Raw genomic sequence first — 16,554 nt, forward strand, 5'->3', positions numbered from 1 at the left:
GTCTTACGCTAGTTCAAGTCGTGGGAGCGGACTTGTCCGCGAAAAGGGCCTTAAATTCGCAGGAGATATATCGCTCTCAACATCGCCTTCGCGGACTAGCGAACCGTCGCCCGTTCCGCACAGTGTTTGTCCAGATACCTCTCGCTCCGTATGCTCGCATCACATCAAATCCCTACCGACTCTAGCGAAACGGCCTACGCTCATCTTAAAGTGTTCGGACACTAGCATCGCTTGCAGTCCCACAGTCATTAAGCAGTTGCCGGAAGGGGCTTTCGATGGGTAGAAAACTCGATGCATGCCTGAGCGCCATCAATGAAGTGGTACTGGGCAAGGAAGTGCAGGTACGGCTGGCGATGACCTGCCTGATCGGCGGCGGGCATTTGCTGATCGAAGACTTGCCGGGGATGGGCAAGACCACGCTCAGCCATGCGCTGGCGAAAATTCTGGGCCTGAGTTATCAGCGCATTCAGTTCACTTCCGACCTGCTGCCGGGTGACATCCTGGGGACTTCGGTATTTGATCGGGACAGCGGGCAATTCACCTTTCATCCCGGGCCGATCTTCGCCGAACTGGTGCTGGCCGACGAAATCAACCGCGCCACGCCCAAGAGTCAGAGCGCGTTGCTGGAAGCCATGGAAGAAGGGCAGGTCTCCATCGAGGGCGCGACACGTCTGTTGCCCGATCCATTCTTCGTGATTGCGACGCAGAACCCGTTCAGTTCCGGTGGCACCTTTGCCTTGCCCGAGTCTCAGTTGGACAGGTTCCTGATGCGCATCTCCATGGGCTATCCGGCGAGAGCGGCGGAGAAAGCGCTGCTGCTTGGCGAGTCACGCCGCGAACTTTTACCGCGCCTACAGCCGATTCTGGACCACGCCATGCTTGGCCAGTTGCAAGCGCATGCGCGGCAGTTGCGGGCCAGCGATGCGCTGGTCGACTATGTGCTGCGACTGGTCGAGGCAACCCGCAGCCAGCCGCAATTCGCCTATGGACTGTCGCCCAGGGCGAGCCTGGCGATTCTGGCCGCAGCGCGGGCCTGGGCGATGTTGCTGGGGCGTGATTACGTCATTCCCGAGGATGTGCAGGCGGTATTGCCGTCGGTGGTCGGCCATCGGCTGCGCGAGCGCAGCGACCCGACCGGGCATGGCGGCGGGGCGCTGGTGCAGTGGTTATTGCGCGAGGTGCCGGTGCTTTGATCGAGCCGCTCAAACCGTTTTGGCAACGCTGGCTGGCAAGACGAATTCCTCCGGCGTCACGCATCACGCTCGACCATCGGCGCATCTTCATCATGCCGACGCGCACCGGCATGACCTTTGCGGTCGTGATCGTGCTCATGCTGCTGGTGGCGATCAATTATCAGAACAGCCTGGCCTACGGGCTGACCTTTCTGTTGTTGTCGATTGGCGTGCTGGCCATTTTGCACACGTATCGCAACGTCAGCGGCCTGATTCTCAGTGCGGGTGTGGCGCGTTCAGTGTTTGTCGGCGAACCGGTGCAATTGCGCCTGCGCCTGGAAAGTGCCAGCCAGGCCCACCACGCCTTGGGCGTGGGTTGGACTGCGACAGCTCTGCAATCCGGCGATGTACTGCCTCGCGGGCTGACCGATGTGGAACTGACCCTGCCTGCCGAAAAGCGCGGCTGGCTGCATGCGCCAAGGCTGCGGGTCGAGAGTGTGTTTCCGCTGGGCATTTTCCGCGCCTGGAGCTGGCTGGATCTGGAGCAGAGCGCCTTGATCTATCCGCGGCCACTGTCGGGTGCCATGCCGCTGCTAAAAGGCGTGCAGCCCCACGCCGAGGACGACGGTCAGGCCACTCAGGGTGCCGGTGTCGATGATTATCAGGGGCTGCGCAGCTACCAGCCGGGCGATAACCTCAGTCGTCTGCACTGGAAAGCCTACTCCCGTGGTCAGGGGTTGCTGGTCAAGGACTTCACTGATTTGAGCGGCCACGATCTGTGCCTGGACTTCATGGCGCTGGGCGGCGATATCGAGGAGCGTTTGTCGCGCCTGTGTTATTGGGTACTGGAGCTGTCCCAGCGTCGTCAGCCGTTTGCCTTGCGCCTGCCAGGTTTTCTGTCCACGGTCGACAGCGGTGATGCGCACCGTGAAGCCTGCCTGCGTGCGTTGGCGCTTTATGGTCATCGATCATGAGTGACAAGAATAAGGCGCTCGCAGCCGCACCCATTCCGCGTGTCAGCCTTACCTGGCTGCTATTGGCGCAGGCATTGGTCGTGTTGCCGTTCGCGCTGCACGTGCCGGTATCGATCACGCTTCTGTGGCTGGGCTGCACATGCTGGCGGGTTCAGGTGTTCCGGATGCGCGCGCGGCTGCCCGGCACCTGGATCAAGTCAGGGTTGCTGGTGGGCACTGCCGGTGGCGTGTATCTGGCGCGTGGCAGCCTTGTCGGGCTGGACGCCGGTGCGGCTTTACTGGTTGCGGCATTCGTTCTGAAAATGCTGGAAATGAACAACCATCGCGACGCTCGGGTGCTGATCTTCCTCGGTTTCTTTTGCGTGGCGGTCGGCTATCTGTTTGAAGACAACCTGCTATGGGCGCTTTTCAGCCTGCTGCCGATCGGCGCGCTGCTGGCCGCGTTGATCGGGCTGCAGCACGCGGATCTGGCTGGCAGATCAACCGATACGCTCAAGCTGGCGTTCAAGCTGATGGCGCAGGCTGTGCCGTTGATGCTTGTGCTGTTTCTGTTTTTTCCACGCCTGGACCCGCTCTGGTCATTGCCGCAACCGAGCAACAAGGGCGTCACTGGGCTGTCCGACAACATGGCACCGGGCGACATGGCCGAGCTGAGCAAGTCGCCGGCACTGGTATTTCGGGCCAGTTTTGAAGGGCCGATACCGGCGCGTAATCAGTTGTACTGGCGCGGTCTGACCCTTGAGCAGTTCGATGGGCGGCGCTGGTCACAGTCGGCACGTGCCCAGACCGTGCAGATCCCGCAGTGGGAAAAGCGCGGCGATCCACTGGCTTACAGCATTGTCATGGAAGCCAGCGGTCGGCCCTGGTTGCCGAGCCTCGACGTGGCCGAGACCACGTTGCCGGACGTTCGGCAGATGAGCGACTTCCGCCTGCAACGCCGGCGTCCCGTCGAGCAATCGCTGTTATATGCCGTCAATTCCTGGCCGCTGAGTATTCGCGACCCGCAATCCAGCGAACAGGTCCAGCGCCAGAACCTGCAATTGCCCGCCAAGGGGAATGATCAGGCCCGGCAGTGGGCGGCTGAACTGCGCCGTCGCTACACTACGGCGGATGCGATGGTCGCCGCGATGCTGGGTTATTTCAGCGACCAGCCGTTTCACTACACCCTCAAGCCCGCACCGTTGGGCAATGACAGCATTGATGAGTTTCTGTTTGCGAGTCGTCAGGGTTTTTGCGCCCACTACGCCGGCGCAATGACTTTTGTGCTGCGCGCTGCGGGTATTCCGGCGCGGGTCGTGGCCGGGTATCAAGGCGGTGAACTGAACCCTGACGGGCACTACCTGACCGTGCGCCAGTTCGACGCGCATGCGTGGGTCGAATACTGGCAGCCGGGTATCGGCTGGCGCAGTGTCGACCCCACCGCAGCAGTTGCACCGCAGCGTATCGAACAGGGCTTGGAGCAGGCGCTGGCAGCAGACGAAGCCTTTCTGCAGGACTCGCCCTATTCAGCGTTACGCTATCGCAATGTGCCTTGGGTCAACGCCATACGCCTGAGCTGGGATAACCTCAACTATGGCTGGCAGCGCTGGGTGCTGGGCTATCAGGGACAACAGCAGTTACAAATTCTCGGCCGTTGGTTTTCTGGCTTCCAGGCGCCGGTTTTCGTCCTGGGAACCCTGTTTTCACTGGGGGTGGTGGCGTTATGGCTGTTCAAACCCTGGCAACGCGAAAGCGACTCGCAACTGCGGGTGTTCAACGCATTTGAACGCTTGCTCGCCCGTCATGGTCTGCGTCGTATGCCGGGTGAAGGCGCTGACGCATTCTGCCGCAGGGCGGTACTCTACTTTCCGCAGCATGCCGAGGCCATTGAAGGTTTCATCCGCGAATTTCAGGCGCAGCGCTACGCTGGGCGGCTGGCTTCGGCCAGCCGCTTGAGGCATGCATTAAGCACGTTGCGTCGTCGTCTGCCATGGAGGTTGTCAGCCGTCAGGGACAGGCATTCATGAATGAGTGTGTCGAAGGGGAATTGCATGTCTTCAATGGTAGATCATCTGGTGGCCAAGGTGCTGGCGCTGGATGTCAAATTGCTCGCGTGCCAGGCACGCCTTGCGGTTTCGACGGACAGCGAAGCGCTGCATGATTTGCGTACCACCGTGCGTCGTCTGCGTAGCGTACTGCGGCCCCTGCGGGAAAACCCGGCTGCCGCAGAACTGGAAGAGGCCGCAAAAGCGGTAGGGCAACTGACCACGCCTTTGCGTGACATGCAGGTGCTCGCCGCGTTTCTCGAAGAGCAGGGCCTGAACGAGGCCGCTTTCAAGCGCAACCAGTACTTGGGAAATGCCTGCCCCAGGGTTGCGACGTCGCCTGAACTGAGCCGCCTGCTCAAGCTGATCGACCAATTCCCGGAGCTACTGCGTTTGCAACAGCGTCAGGGAATGTTGCGCGGCCTGCGCAAGACCATCGAAAAGCGTATGAACAAACAATGGAGCAAGCTACGTGCGGCCATCGCCGAGCCTGGGCATGATCGGCATGACCTGCGCCTGTTGATCAAACGCGTGCGTTACGCCGCCGTAGCGTACCCGGAACTCAGCCACCAGCCGAAAAACATGCAGGCCCGGCTCAAGGCCGCACAAGGCGAGCTGGGCGACTGGCATGATCATTTGCAATGGCTGGCGCAGGCTGCCGAGCAGCCGGATCTGGCACCGTGCATTGCGGGTTGGCAGATCGGCATCGTGCGTGCAGAGCGCAAGGCCGAGGCGTCGCTCAAGCGGCTGGCCAAGGCCTGTTTCTAAGGCAGTGGCTTTTTTATGAAATAGGTCATTCAGGCCGCAATAATGGCCAATATGCGGCATGTCGTTGACTAAGAGGATGGTTATCATCCATCCACTTGTGTGTCGACTTGCTGGAGTAAGCATGACCTTTTCCGAATTGATCGATGCGGTGCGTCGCGACCCGCGTGCTGTCACGATCCCTGCCGAATGGTCCCAGGGGCGCGCCTGCTTTGGCGGGTTGATGGCGGCGCTGACCTATGAAGCGATGCGTGCCGAGGTGCCGGAAGGGCGCCCGGTTCGCTCGCTGGCGATTACCTTTGTCGGGCCGGCCGAGCCGGGCGTGCCGATTGCGTTTGAGGTTGAAATTCTGCGTCACGGCAAGGCTGTCAGTCAGGTGTCGGGGCGCGCCATGCAGAACGGTCAGGTGATGACCCTGATACAAGGCAGCTTCGGCGCACCCCGTGAGTCGATGATTGCGGTTGCAGCAGAGGCCGCGCCAGTGCTCAAGCCGGTAGAACAATGCCCGGAGCTGCCTTTTGCCAAGGGCGTGATGCCCGACTACTTGCGTTTCATGGACATTCGCTGGGCATTGGGCGGCATGCCGTTCAGCAATACGCCGTCACCGGCAATTGGTGGTCATGTGCGTTTTCGTGATGAGGCGCATGCCAGCCCCATGAGCGAGGCCCATATTCTGGCGCTGGTCGACACATGGCCGCCTGCAGTATTGCCGCACCTCAACAAGCCCGCACCGGGCAGTTCGCTGACCTGGACCATCGAATTCGTCCAGCCACAGCCGGTGCTCGATACGCTGCAATGGTGCAGTTATCGCTCAGTCATCGAATACGCCCGGGATGGCTATGGTCACACCGCCGCAGCGTTGTGGAGCCCCGACGGCGAACTGATCGCAATCAGCCGCCAGACGGTGACGGTGTTTGGCTGACTGACAAGGCAGGTCAATATTTCCGGGCGGAGCGGGCGGCGTCCTTGCGCTGAAAACCCAGCGCAGCCAGCAGCCCGATCACGCCGATGGCAACCGATGGCAGGCTCTCGGAGAACAGGCCGTTGAGTATCAGCAGGGCCGCCAGAATGAACAATGGTACGGCAATCAGGTACATGGCCAGGCTGGCCGAGTGCTCCTGATTGTCGTTGTTGTTACGCCATTGATTGAGCTGCAGATCGGAAAGTGGCTTGTTCATGCTGCGGTCCTCTTAAAGATAGCGCTTGTTCAGGACGGTGCGTAAAGCGCCGTTCAATGCCTGAAGCATAGGCCCGCTTGCTGATCGCTGACGACTCAAGCCTGTCTATCGCCGCGATAGCCTGTTACAACTTGAGCTGGCCGATTGCAGCATTCAACTCGCCCGCCAGCGTGGCGAGTTCGTCACTGGTGCTGGCCGAGTCCACGGTCTGCACCACCGTGCGTTCGGTGACATCGCGGATACTCACCACCGCACGGTTCATTTCCTCGGCCACCTGACTTTGCTGCTGCGCGGCGACGGCAATCTGCGTATTGCTTTCGCGCATCTGTGCCACGGCACCGGCAATGGCCGCCAGCGCTTCGCCCGCTTCCTTGGCCTGCTGCACGCATTCATCGGCCTTGAATGAGCTCTCCTGCATGAAATCCACCGCATCGCGGGTGCCGCTTTGCAGGGTCGAAACCATTGTGGTGATTTCATCGGTCGAGGTCTGCACCCGTTTGGCCAGATTGCGCACTTCGTCGGCTACCACGGCAAAGCCGCGACCCATTTCCCCGGCGCGTGCGGCTTCGATGGCGGCATTCAGGGCCAGCAGGTTGGTCTGTTCGGCAATGCTGTGGATCACGTTGACCACGCCGTTGATCTTCTGGCTGTCCTGGGCCATGCGCTGGATCATTTCGGCGGTCTGTTGCACGCCGCTGGAGAGCCCGGCGATGGATACCTGCACGCGGTCGACCACTTCCTTGCCACTGCCCGCCAACGCGTCGGCGGTCTGCGACTGGTCGCGTGTGGCCGTGGCGTGCTGGGCAATGTGATGGACCGTGGCGGTCATCTCGTTGATTGCCGTGGCTACCTGATCGGTTTCGCTTTGCTGACCGAGCATGCCCTGGCGCACATCCTTCATGCCCGCAGCCAGATGCGCGGCACCCTGATCGAGTCGGCCTGCGGTTTGCGAAACTGTATTGACCACCCGCTGATACCCGGCCTGCATGGCATTGAACGCCTTGGCCATCTGCCCGACCTCATCGTCACTGCGGTTAGGCACGCGGGCCGCCAGATCGCCGCTTTTTTCGACGTGCAGCATCACATCCTTGAGCGCGTTGAGCTGGCTGAGCAGAAAACGGATCAGCAGTTGCGAGGCGCAGAGCATCAACAGCATCAGCACGAAAACCGCGGCTGCGTAATGGCTGAAGCGATCTTGAAATACCTGCAGGAAGGTCGGAGCAAAAGCCAGCACCGCGACCTGCTGGCCGGTGCTGCGGGTGAAGATCTGCGCACCGCTCAGCAGTCTGTCGTTGGCTGGTTTATTCAGCGCAACCCAGTCGCGGGCGTCAGCCAGTTCCGGCAGCGCGAGGGTATTGAAGGTCGGTGTCTGACCTCTGTTGTAAGTCAGCAACGTATCACTGGCGGGCAGCACTGCGTCGGCAGGCTACGCGGCCAGCAAGCGGGCCTGAGCTTGCGCTGCCTGACGTGACGTATCTACTCGTGCCTGCTGTTCTGCTTGCATGGCGTAAAGCACCAGCAACAGGGTTGTGACGAAGGCGACCGCATTCACGGCCCAGAATTTATATTTCAGTGACAGGTTGCCAAGCCATGAGCCCATGAGCGGTCTTCTTTGATGGTCGTGTGAGGTAGCAGCAAGATGCCATCACGATGCCTCAGCCATCAAAGAGACCCTTGATGCGGGTCAAGAAAGCTGCAGATTTTCGCCGGTTATCTGTTCCAGGGGGGGTAAATCGAAAAACTCCCGCGCGCAGGCCGTGCTGTGACGGGCGAGATCTTCCTGGCTTTCGCCGCGATGCAAAGCCACTTCGCGCAAGACTTCCGGCAGGTAAGCGGGTTCGTTGCGGCCATTTTTCGGCTTGGGGCGCAGGCTGCGTGGCAGAAGATAGGGCGCATCGCTTTCCAGCATCAGCCGACCGCGAGGAATATTGCCCACCAGCGGGTGCAGATGCGTGCCGCGTCGCTCATCGCAGATCCAGCCGGTGATACCGATGTGCAGGTCGAGGTCCAGATAACTGAACAGCGCGGCGCGTTCGCCAGTAAAGCAGTGCACCACCGCAGCCGGCAGACGGTCGCGGTAGTCACGCAGAATCTCCAGTAGGCGCTGGTTGGCGTCACGTTCATGCAGAAACACCGGCAATTGCAGTTCCACCGCCATGGCCAGGTGCGCTTCAAGAACCTTTTCCTGCTGCGGACGAGGCGAGAAGTCGCGATTGAAATCCAGGCCGCATTCACCCACGGCGCGAACGCGATTTTCCTTGAGCAGCGCATGCAACTGTTTCTCGGTGTCACCGGTCCAATCGCTCGCCGAGTGCGGGTGGATGCCTGCCGTGCAGAACAGGCGTTGCGCGCTTTCATCCAGCTCGTGACACAGCTGCAAGGCGTGTTCGCTGCCCTCGACGCTGGTGCCGGTCACCACCAGTTGCTCGACGCCTGCGGCATAGGCGCGATCGAGTACCGCCTGTCGTTGCGAGGCGAAGCTTGCGTTGGTCAGATTGACGCCGATGTCGATGAGTTGCATGGTGCTACCTCCAGCTGAAGGCTGTCGAGCATACCAGAGCTCTGGCCACAATAAGAAAACGCCGGGTATTCAAGCGATTGAGCCGGATGGTTCAACGATTTCCTTCGCTGTTCGATGCTGCTGCGTGACCTCAAGATTTCCTTTTTCCTGTTTTTTTTCCGGCGTTGCCCTGGGGAAGTGAATGATCCGATCCGCGCTTGTGTCTTTTATGTGTCTGTTGGCGCTGCTGCCGCTGCAGGTTTCTGCTCGTCAGACTGGCCCACAGGCCGTGCAGCACAACGCGCAGGTGCGCGATCTGCCTGCCATTCGCAGCAGCAAGGTGCTGCGCGTGCTGGTCAATCAAAGCCGCAACAGCTCCGGTGACGTCAAGGGTCAGGAAATCGGCATCGAATATCATCGCCTGCAAGCCTTCGAACAGTACCTCAACAGCCATTCGCGCGGCGCTCAGAAGGTCACACTCAAAGTCATACCCAAGGCCAAGAACCAGTTACTGACAGCGTTGCAGCGCGGCGAAGGCGATATGATCGCGCCTGGCGAACTGCTTGATGTCAGCAAAGCCAAAGGTGTTCAGGCCAGTGCGCCGATTATTCATGATGTGCCTCTGGTGCTGGTCGGCGCGCGTGGCCAGCGCAACGTACGGCGTGTGGAGCAACTGTCGGGACATACACTGAGCCTGCCCACCGGCAGCGCGGCCGACGAGGCCCTGCATCAGGTCAATCGGCAACTGGAGCTGCGCAAGCTGCCGCTGGCCAAGATCGAATGGGTCGACCCTAGCCTGGCAGTCGAAGATGTGCTGGAAATGGTCCAGGCCGGTATTTACCCGATGACACTGGTCGAGCAGCCTATTGCCGAGCGTTGGGCGAAGATCATGCCCAAGCTGCGTATCGAGCGCGGCCTTACCTTGCAGACCCACGGCGACATCAGCTGGTTTGTACGTGACAACGCAACCCAGCTGCGGGCCAGTATCGATGATTTCCTCAAAGGCTATAAACCTTCGGCTCAGCAGGATCAGGTGCTCGCCAAGGCTTACAAAAACACCTACAAGGTCAACAACCCGCTGGTACGCAACAACCTGCAACGTCTTGAGCAACTGCGTCCGATGCTGCAACGCCACGCCGATGCGCAGGGTATGGACTGGCTGGACCTGGCTGCCCTGGCGTTCAAGGAGTCGAAGCTGGACCCGGCGGCCAAGGGCAGTGGCGGCGCGACAGGGCTGTTGCAGATCACTCCGTCGGCGGCAAAAAGCGTCGGAGTACCGAGCATTCAGAGCGCTGACGACAACATCCGTGCAGGTTCGCGTTACATGGCGCTGATCCAGCGCAAGTATTTCTCCAGCAGCCGAGTCAACGAGCGCGAGCGTATGGCGTTTGTGATGGCCGCCTACAACCTGGGGCCGGAGCGTGTGCAAGGCATGCGAGAGGAAGCGCGGCGGCGGGGGCTCAATCCAGATCAGTGGTTTTTCCAGACCGAGCGCGTGGCAATGGAGCAGGGCGGTGCCAACGTCGTCGCGTTCGTCAACAGCGTGAACAAGTATTACCTGGCATTTGATCGCGAGCGAGACTCGCTGGAAAAGAGTGGGCCGAAAACCGCCGTAAAACGCTAATCATCGATTTATTGGATTGTTACGTGCTGTTATTTGCGGTTTTCACATAAGTAAATTTGATTATGATGGCGCCACGTTCACTCAATCAATCCCGGAAATTACCCACATGAACACAATGATCAAATCGGTTCTCAGCACTCGCGCCGGTTACGGCCTTACCCTGTTGCGCGTTATTGTCGGTATTGCCTTTATCGCTCACGGTAGTCAGAAGCTGTTCGGGGCCTTCGGCGGTTATGGCCTGGAAGGCACTGCGCAGTACATGGAAAGCCTGGGCCTGACACCGGGTTATCTGATGGCGCTGATGTCTGGCAGCGCCGAGTTCTTTGGCGGTCTGGGCCTGCTGTTGGGGCTGCTGGCTCGTCCGGCTGCGGTAGTGGTGATCCTGTTGTTGCTGGTAGCGATCTTTACCGTGCATATCCATAACGGTTTCTTCATGGCCAATAACGGTTATGAGTATGCGCTGGCGTTGCTCGGCGGCGCTCTGGCAGTGCTTATCGAAGGTGCAGGCAAGTTGTCGCTGGACCGCGTCATCTCCCGATAACCGGCTATGCTTGTCCTGCAAGGCCCGCTTCTAGCGGGCCTTGTGCGTTTGCAGGCTCGCGTCACGGATGACAATTGACAATGAATGGGGCGTTTCTCTAGGATGCGTGCTCAAGCGCCGATTTAACAACTACTTGCGGGGCGCCTGGCAAGGCTCAGGTCTTGTCGAAATACCGCTAAAACGTTGGTTCGGTGTTGCCTCTCACCGCTGCCCAGCGGATCTTGCGAGGCAGAGATATAACCATGAACAACCTGCGCCCCCTCATTCGTCTTTCCCCTATCAGCACGGTCTTGTCACGCAAGAACCCGAAAATCCTTCTGAGCGGCTCTCATCAGCCTACGCTGTTGCGCTATCTCGATGGCTGGCCTCGTCGGGGCGCTGGTAACTGTGCGTTTCTAATTCAGTTTGTCGATACTGACTCGTCGTTGAGCCACTTTGGCAACGATGAGTTCGACCTGGCGGTGGTGCAATCGCCGCAGGCTGACGACGTCGAGCAGCTCATTTGTGAGCTGACGCGTATTGCCCGCCAGGGCCTGATTACGCTGGGTTGAAACGGCGGACGTATTCAATTGGCATAGAAGGCATATTGCTGGCCCCCAGCCTGTGAACTGACAGGCAAAATCGCCGCCTTATCAAAGGATTAGGTGGTTTTCGCATGCGTTTGGTCTATTGTGCTCTGGCGTGCCTGACGCTTTCCGGGCTGGCTTTTTCCGTTCAGGCCAGAAACGCGACGGAGAACGAGCGTTATCTTTGTCGCTGGGGCTCGACCATTGCCGGTGGTGCGCAGGCTTCCAAGCTCTCAGGCGTCACCCGCTACGGGGCGCGGCAAAAGCTGCAGGCGCGCAAGTTCGCCAAACAGTGGATGCGACCCATGGCATTGCGTATCACCGAGCAGACCTACGACAGCGAGTCGCGTTTGAAGCCTGATGCGGTCAGCAAGGTGTATTACGACGGCTGCATCCAGCATGAGGTGGCGCGTCGCTGACTTTTTATGCCTGTCGAACTGATTTTTGCAGGGCTGGAGAAACGTCTTGAGTACAAAGATCCTCACCAGGGGCGGGCATGAAGCCCTGAAGAAAGAACTCGATTACCTGTGGCGAGAGCACCGGCCTGACATTACTCAAAAGGTCGCCTGGGCAGCGTCGTTGGGTGATCGCAGCGAGAACGCGGATTACCAGTACAACAAGAAACTGCTGCGCGAGATCGACCGGCGCGTGCGCTACCTGCGCAAGCGCCTTGAAGACATGCGTGTCGTCCACTATTCGCCGGAGCAGGAAGGGCGAGTGTTCTTCGGTGCCTGGGTCGAGATCGAGAACGAAGCGGGCGACCTCAAGAAATTTCGCATTGTCGGGTATGACGAGATCTACGGGCGCAACGATTACATTTCCATCGACTCGCCCATGGCGCGCGCCTTGTTGAAGAAGGAAGAGGGCGATGAGGTGCTGGTCAACACGCCGGAAGGCGAGAAACTGTGGTTCGTGAATTCGATTGTTTATGAGCAGTGAGGCCGGACGCACAGCGTCGTGGTCCGGCCAGTCGTCCTCAACCCTCGCGCAGTACGGTCAACGGGCTGACGTTCAGTGCGCGGCGCGTGCCGAATACGCCAGCGCCACCCACCAGCAGGGCACCGACCACTGGCAGCAGCAATAGCCACGGATGCGGCTGCCATTCCAGTGAGAAGGCGTAGCGGTACAGCACGAAGCTCACCAGCTCACAGCCCAGCGCCGCCAGCACGCCGCTGGCAGCCCCCAGCAAACCGAATTCGATGCGCCGTGACTTGATCAGCAGTGCTCGCTCTGCGCCGAGTGCACGCAGCAGCGCGCCCTGACGGATGCGTTCGTCCAGGGTCGCCTGCAACCCGGAGAACAGCACGGCAATACCGGCCGCCAGCACAAACAGCAGCACGAATTGCACGGCCAGCGTGACCTGATCAAGAATACTGCGCACCTGCGCCAGCAAGGCCTCCACTCCCAGAATGCTGATAGACGGGTAGGCCCGCGACAGCTCGACGATCTGTTTGTCCTGGCCAGGCGGCAAGTAGAAGCTGGTCAGGTAAGTGGTGGGCAAATCAGCCAGGGTGCCAGGCTGGAAGATCATGAAGAAGTTGGGCTGGAAGGTATCCCAGTTCACGTCCCTCAGGCTGGTGACCACAGATTCGCGCGTCAGGCCACCGACAATGAAGCTCAGGCGGTCGCCCAGCTTGATCTTCAGGCTCTCGGCCAGCTTGGTCTCGATCGATACCCCGGGCGTCGCGTCGCTCTGGCCTGAGGCCGGCAGCGCCTTCCACCAGTTACCGGCAGTCAGGGTATTGCCTTCGGGCAAATCGGCGGCCCAGGTCAGACTCAGGTCGCGGCGAGTGGCGTTTTCACCACGCGAGTCCTTGGTCACGAAGTTGCCCACCGGTTCACCGTTGATGCTGGTCAGACGTCCCGGCACTACCGGGTAGAGCGGAGCCGAGTGGGTGGACAGCTTGCTCAGGGTCTGGGCGAAGTTTTCTTTCTCTGATGGCAACACATTGAGCACGAAATAGTTCGGTGCGTCCTTGGGCAGCTGGTTTTGCCAGGTGTCGAGCAGTTCACCGCGCAGCAGCGCGATCAAACCCATCGACAGCAGGATCAGGCCGAAAGCCAGTGATTGACCGGCAGCGGCCAGCGGGTAACGCAGCAGTTGCCCCAGGCCCAGCCGCCACGGCAGCGACGCACCGGCGAGCAGGCGGCGCAGGCTGTTGAGCGCCAGCAGCAACAGGCTGCCCAGTATCAGCGCGGCAACGACGCCACCGCCCAGCAGGGCAAAGGTCAGCACCAGGTCGAGACTCAGGCGCCACATGATCAGGCCCAGCGCGAACAGCGCCGCGCCATACACCAGCCATGAGCTGGCGGGAATCGGCAGCATGTCACGGCGCAGCACGCGCAGCGGCGGCACGCGACCCAGTGCTGCCAGCGGTGGCAGGGCGAAACCGGCCAACGCCACCAGCCCGGTGCCCATGCCTGCCAGCGCAGGCAAAACGCCGCCCGGAGGTACCGCGGCCGGCAATAGATTTTGCAGCAGTGCAAATAACCCCAATTGCGCCAGCCAGCCCAGCAGCGCGCCGCTCAGGCTGGCCAGCAGGCCGATGATCGCCAGTTGCAGGCTGAACAGGGTCATGGTCTCGCCGCGTGACAGGCCCAGACAGCGCAGCAGGGCGCTGGCATCGAAGCGCCGTGCGGCAAACCTGGATGCCGAAAGCGCCACGGCAACGCCCGCCAGCAGTACGGCCACCAGGCTCGCCATATTCAGATAACGTTCAGCCTTGCCCAGCGCGCCACCAATCTGCTGACTGCCATCGCGGGCGTCCTTGATTTCCTGATGCGGTTCCAGAGTCGGCTCGATGGCTTTACGGTAGGCGGCCAGCGCTTCGGGCGGGCCGCTCCACATTTCCCGGTAGCTGACCCGGCTGCCCGGTTGCACTACGCCGGTAGCGGCGAGATCCTGGAGATTGATCATCACCCTCGGGGTCAGGCTGTAGAAGTTGCCCGCACGGTCTGGCTCGTACGTCAGTACCCGAGTCAGTTTCAGGGTTTTCGAGCCGACGTCGATATCATCACCGACCTTCAGATCAACGGCTGGAAACAGTCGCGCTTCGGCCCAGGCTTCACCGGGCCTGGGGCCGCTGCCAGCCTGCTCGGTCTGATACAGGTCCGCAGCGCTTTTAAGCTCGCCGCGCAGTGGGTAAGCGTCATCCACTGCTTTGATGCTGGACAGTTGGATACCGGCATCGGTGGCGATCACGCTGGAGAAGATCACGATCTGCGCATGCTTGAGTTGCAGGCGCTTGCCTTCCTCGACCTGCTCGGCGCGCGCCGGGCTGGAACCCTCAAGAATCAGATCAGCGCCAAGAAACTCGGTTGCCCGCAACAGCATTGCGCCGTTCAGGCGCGCGCCGAAATAACCGATGGCGGTGCTGGCAGCCACGGCTACCAGAAGGGCAAAGAACAACACCCGCAACTCTCCGGCGCGTGCATCGCGCAGCAGTTGGCGGGCGGCGAGGCTTAGCAGACGGGCAAAAGGCAAACGTGCCATCAAGGCTCCAGCGGGGCGACCAGTCGGCCCCCTTCAAGACGGATCAGGCGGCGGCAGCGATGCGCCAGACGCTCATCGTGAGTCACCAGCACCAGCGTGGTGTTGCGCTCCTTGTTCAGTTCGAACAGCAGGTCGCTGATACGCTCGCCAGTGTGGCTGTCCAGGTTGCCGGTGGGTTCGTCGGCAAACAGTACGTCCGGGTCGGCGGCAAAAGCGCGGGCGATGGCGACACGTTGTTGTTCGCCTCCGGACAACTGACGAGGCGTGTGGGTCAGGCGCTGGCCAAGGCCTACGCGCTCCAGCAGGTCGCGAGCCTTTTCGCGGGCGTCCTTGCGGCCTTCAAGCTCCATCGGCAGCATGACGTTTTCCAGCGCATTGAGGCTGTCGAGCAACTGGAATGACTGAAATACAAAACCGACGTGCTCGGCGCGTACTCTGGCGCGCTGGTCTTCATCCAGCTCACTCAGGTTGCGGCCCGAGAGGATGACCGAACCGGAGCTGGGCAGGTCAAGCCCGGCAAGCAAGCCGAGCAGGGTGGATTTGCCTGAACCGGATGCACCGACGATGGCCAGTGTGTCGCCCTTGTTTAGTTCCAGGGAGAGTTCGTGCAGGATGGTCAGGTCACCTTCGGTGCTGGGGACTACTTTGCTGAGGCTTTGGGCACTGAGAATACTTTCACTCATGGAGAATCCGATGCGTGCGTTGTTTTTAAGTGCTGGCCTGGGGTTACTGCTGCTGTCACAGGGCGCGTTGGCGGGCACGGTATTGATCGTTGGGGATAGTATCAGTGCGGCTTTCGGACTGGATACCCGCGTGGGGTGGGTCAGCCTGCTGGAGCAGCGTCTGAGCAAGGAGGGATTCGACGACAAGGTGGTCAATGCGTCGATCAGTGGCGACACCAGTGCCGGGGGCCAGGCGCGTTTGCCTGCGCTGCTTGCAGAGCATAAGCCGGAACTGGTTATTCTCGAATTGGGTGGCAACGACGGACTGCGTGGCCAGCAGCCCGCTCAATTGCAACAAAACCTTTCATCGATGATCGACAGCTCTCGGGCAGCCGGTGCGAAAGTGTTGCTGCTCGGTATGCAGATACCGCCCAACTACGGGCCGCGTTACACCAACGCGTTCAAAGAGGTTTACAGCAACCTGGCCGAGCAGAAAAAAGTCCCGCTTGTGCCCTTCTTTCTGGAAGGTGTGGGCGGAGTGCCCGAACTGATGCAGGCTGATGGTCTGCATCCGGCGGCGGCTGCTCAGGGCAAGTTGCTGGAAAATGTCTGGCCGAGCCTGAAACCGCTGCTTTGAGGCTTTCCCGGACGGGGGCTTTCGGCTAATGTGGCGCCCCCGATCTGGAGCCCCCCATGCCGCGTCCCGCCTGGTCCCTGTATGCCTATCAAATGCTTGAGCCCCATGAGCAGCTGGATCTGTTCGCCTGTCAGGAAGTGCGCGTCCATCTGATTGCTCGCCAATTGGAGCTGGGCGGCTCGATCGACCGGACGTTGTGTGGCACGTTGTTGCCTGCCCAGCCACAGATGCGCGCCGTCGAACTGCAAGCCATGCGCGATGAGCGCCTGTGCCCGCTGTGCAAGGCCATCATGGATGCGCAGCGCAGGGGCATGAATCCGATCTGGCCTGAGCTCTAGCTGTCATGACTGCCTGAAGGCCAACCGCAGATATCCCCGATCCTGCAAGGGCCGGTGTACACTTCAGGTCCTGTTTCCAT

General features: G+C 60.5%; 16 protein-coding genes and 1 pseudogene. 12 read left to right on the top strand and 5 right to left on the bottom strand.

The annotated features are described in order from the left end of the window. Positions 1 to 275: 275 nt before the first annotated feature. The 5 genes from LJU29_RS10915 to LJU29_RS10935 all read left to right on the top strand — a co-directional run bounded on the left by LJU29_RS10915 (position 276) and on the right by LJU29_RS10935 (position 5,857). Complete coding sequence (locus LJU29_RS10915; protein WP_002553000.1) at positions 276 to 1,193, top strand: AAA family ATPase; 918 nt, start codon at positions 276 to 278, stop codon at positions 1,191 to 1,193. Further along, a complete protein-coding gene (locus tag LJU29_RS10920; RefSeq protein ID WP_039847526.1) occupies positions 1,163 to 2,146 on the top strand; it encodes a DUF58 domain-containing protein in 984 nt (327 codons plus the stop codon). Before LJU29_RS10915 ends, LJU29_RS10920 begins: the two co-directional genes overlap by 31 nt. Then, entirely contained in the window at positions 2,143 to 4,152 is a 2,010-nt protein-coding gene (locus LJU29_RS10925; RefSeq protein WP_257112311.1) for a transglutaminase TgpA family protein, read from the top strand. The genes LJU29_RS10920 and LJU29_RS10925 overlap by 4 nt, the downstream gene beginning before the upstream one ends. A 24-nt stretch (positions 4,153 to 4,176) precedes the next feature. Further along, positions 4,177 to 4,938: a CHAD domain-containing protein gene (locus LJU29_RS10930; protein WP_257112312.1), complete on the top strand. Its 762-nt coding sequence runs from the start codon at positions 4,177 to 4,179 to the stop codon at positions 4,936 to 4,938. 121 nt (positions 4,939 to 5,059) lie between these two features. Continuing rightward, on the top strand, positions 5,060 to 5,857 hold the full coding sequence (locus tag LJU29_RS10935) for an acyl-CoA thioesterase (RefSeq protein WP_257112313.1): 798 nt from the start codon (positions 5,060 to 5,062) through the stop codon (positions 5,855 to 5,857). A gap of 13 nt (positions 5,858 to 5,870) precedes the next feature. Here the strand turns inward: LJU29_RS10935 and LJU29_RS10940 are convergent, their stop codons facing one another. The 3 genes and pseudogenes from LJU29_RS10940 to LJU29_RS10955 form a co-directional block, all read right to left on the bottom strand. After that, on the bottom strand, positions 5,871 to 6,113 hold the full coding sequence (locus LJU29_RS10940) for a hypothetical protein (RefSeq protein ID WP_057453731.1): 243 nt from the start codon (positions 6,111 to 6,113) through the stop codon (positions 5,871 to 5,873). Positions 6,114 to 6,237: 124 nt separating this feature from the next. After that, positions 6,238 to 7,713, bottom strand: a pseudogene (locus LJU29_RS10945) (methyl-accepting chemotaxis protein). 84 nt (positions 7,714 to 7,797) lie between these two features. Continuing rightward, positions 7,798 to 8,634: a TatD family hydrolase gene (locus tag LJU29_RS10955; protein WP_057404355.1), complete on the bottom strand. Its 837-nt coding sequence runs from the start codon at positions 8,632 to 8,634 to the stop codon at positions 7,798 to 7,800. Positions 8,635 to 8,815: 181 nt separating this feature from the next. On the opposite strand from LJU29_RS10955, the gene LJU29_RS10960 reads away from it, so the two are divergent. From LJU29_RS10960 to greB, 5 genes are all read left to right on the top strand, one after another. Beyond that, positions 8,816 to 10,237, top strand: a complete 1,422-nt coding sequence (locus tag LJU29_RS10960; protein ID WP_257112317.1) for an MltF family protein — start codon at positions 8,816 to 8,818, stop codon at positions 10,235 to 10,237. A gap of 106 nt (positions 10,238 to 10,343) precedes the next feature. Next, complete coding sequence (locus LJU29_RS10965; RefSeq protein WP_002553009.1) at positions 10,344 to 10,778, top strand: DoxX family protein; 435 nt, start codon at positions 10,344 to 10,346, stop codon at positions 10,776 to 10,778. 242 nt (positions 10,779 to 11,020) lie between these two features. After that, positions 11,021 to 11,329, top strand: a complete 309-nt coding sequence (locus tag LJU29_RS10970) for a class I SAM-dependent methyltransferase (RefSeq protein ID WP_122322105.1) — start codon at positions 11,021 to 11,023, stop codon at positions 11,327 to 11,329. Positions 11,330 to 11,433: 104 nt separating this feature from the next. After that, a complete protein-coding gene (locus LJU29_RS10975) occupies positions 11,434 to 11,763 on the top strand; it encodes a hypothetical protein (protein ID WP_002553011.1) in 330 nt (109 codons plus the stop codon). A gap of 46 nt (positions 11,764 to 11,809) precedes the next feature. Beyond that, positions 11,810 to 12,283 carry a transcription elongation factor GreB gene (greB, locus tag LJU29_RS10980; protein ID WP_257112319.1) on the top strand — a complete coding sequence of 158 codons (474 nt, stop codon included), beginning with the start codon at positions 11,810 to 11,812 and terminating at the stop codon, positions 12,281 to 12,283. A gap of 37 nt (positions 12,284 to 12,320) precedes the next feature. Here greB and LJU29_RS10985 read toward each other — a convergent pair whose 3' ends face one another. Continuing rightward, positions 12,321 to 14,837 (bottom strand): ABC transporter permease, encoded by a 2,517-nt coding sequence (locus tag LJU29_RS10985; RefSeq protein ID WP_257112321.1) that lies wholly within the window; start codon positions 14,835 to 14,837, stop codon positions 12,321 to 12,323. Further along, on the bottom strand, positions 14,837 to 15,520 hold the full coding sequence (locus LJU29_RS10990; protein WP_004664748.1) for an ABC transporter ATP-binding protein: 684 nt from the start codon (positions 15,518 to 15,520) through the stop codon (positions 14,837 to 14,839). The genes LJU29_RS10985 and LJU29_RS10990 overlap by 1 nt, the downstream gene beginning before the upstream one ends. A 10-nt stretch (positions 15,521 to 15,530) precedes the next feature. Between LJU29_RS10990 and LJU29_RS10995 the strand changes: the two genes are divergently transcribed. Both LJU29_RS10995 and LJU29_RS11000 read left to right on the top strand, forming a co-directional pair. After that, positions 15,531 to 16,136, top strand: a complete 606-nt coding sequence (locus LJU29_RS10995) for an arylesterase (RefSeq protein WP_005753444.1) — start codon at positions 15,531 to 15,533, stop codon at positions 16,134 to 16,136. A gap of 56 nt (positions 16,137 to 16,192) precedes the next feature. Then, entirely contained in the window at positions 16,193 to 16,474 is a 282-nt protein-coding gene (locus tag LJU29_RS11000) for a hypothetical protein (protein ID WP_002553016.1), read from the top strand. The last annotated feature ends 80 nt before the right edge of the window (positions 16,475 to 16,554 follow it).

Source organism: Pseudomonas ficuserectae (assembly GCF_024584585.1).
Classification (GTDB): domain Bacteria; phylum Pseudomonadota; class Gammaproteobacteria; order Pseudomonadales; family Pseudomonadaceae; genus Aquipseudomonas; species Aquipseudomonas amygdali.

Excerpts from the sequence above, each read along its gene's own strand:
- LJU29_RS10915 (WP_002553000.1), top strand. The coding sequence starts at position 276 with ATGGGTAGAAAACTCGATGCATGCCTGAGCGCCATCAATGAAGTGGTA.
- LJU29_RS10925 (WP_257112311.1), top strand. The coding sequence starts at position 2,143 with ATGAGTGACAAGAATAAGGCGCTCGCAGCCGCACCCATTCCGCGTGTC.
- LJU29_RS10930 (WP_257112312.1), top strand. The coding sequence starts at position 4,177 with ATGTCTTCAATGGTAGATCATCTGGTGGCCAAGGTGCTGGCGCTGGAT.
- LJU29_RS10935 (WP_257112313.1), top strand. The coding sequence starts at position 5,060 with ATGACCTTTTCCGAATTGATCGATGCGGTGCGTCGCGACCCGCGTGCT.
- LJU29_RS10940 (WP_057453731.1), bottom strand. The coding sequence starts at position 6,113 with ATGAACAAGCCACTTTCCGATCTGCAGCTCAATCAATGGCGTAACAAC.
- LJU29_RS10955 (WP_057404355.1), bottom strand. The coding sequence starts at position 8,634 with ATGCAACTCATCGACATCGGCGTCAATCTGACCAACGCAAGCTTCGCC.
- LJU29_RS10960 (WP_257112317.1), top strand. The coding sequence starts at position 8,816 with ATGATCCGATCCGCGCTTGTGTCTTTTATGTGTCTGTTGGCGCTGCTG.
- LJU29_RS10965 (WP_002553009.1), top strand. The coding sequence starts at position 10,344 with ATGAACACAATGATCAAATCGGTTCTCAGCACTCGCGCCGGTTACGGC.
- LJU29_RS10970 (WP_122322105.1), top strand. The coding sequence starts at position 11,021 with ATGAACAACCTGCGCCCCCTCATTCGTCTTTCCCCTATCAGCACGGTC.
- LJU29_RS10975 (WP_002553011.1), top strand. The coding sequence starts at position 11,434 with ATGCGTTTGGTCTATTGTGCTCTGGCGTGCCTGACGCTTTCCGGGCTG.
- LJU29_RS10985 (WP_257112321.1), bottom strand. The coding sequence starts at position 14,837 with ATGGCACGTTTGCCTTTTGCCCGTCTGCTAAGCCTCGCCGCCCGCCAA.
- LJU29_RS10990 (WP_004664748.1), bottom strand. The coding sequence starts at position 15,520 with ATGAGTGAAAGTATTCTCAGTGCCCAAAGCCTCAGCAAAGTAGTCCCC.
- LJU29_RS10995 (WP_005753444.1), top strand. The coding sequence starts at position 15,531 with ATGCGTGCGTTGTTTTTAAGTGCTGGCCTGGGGTTACTGCTGCTGTCA.
- LJU29_RS11000 (WP_002553016.1), top strand. The coding sequence starts at position 16,193 with ATGCCGCGTCCCGCCTGGTCCCTGTATGCCTATCAAATGCTTGAGCCC.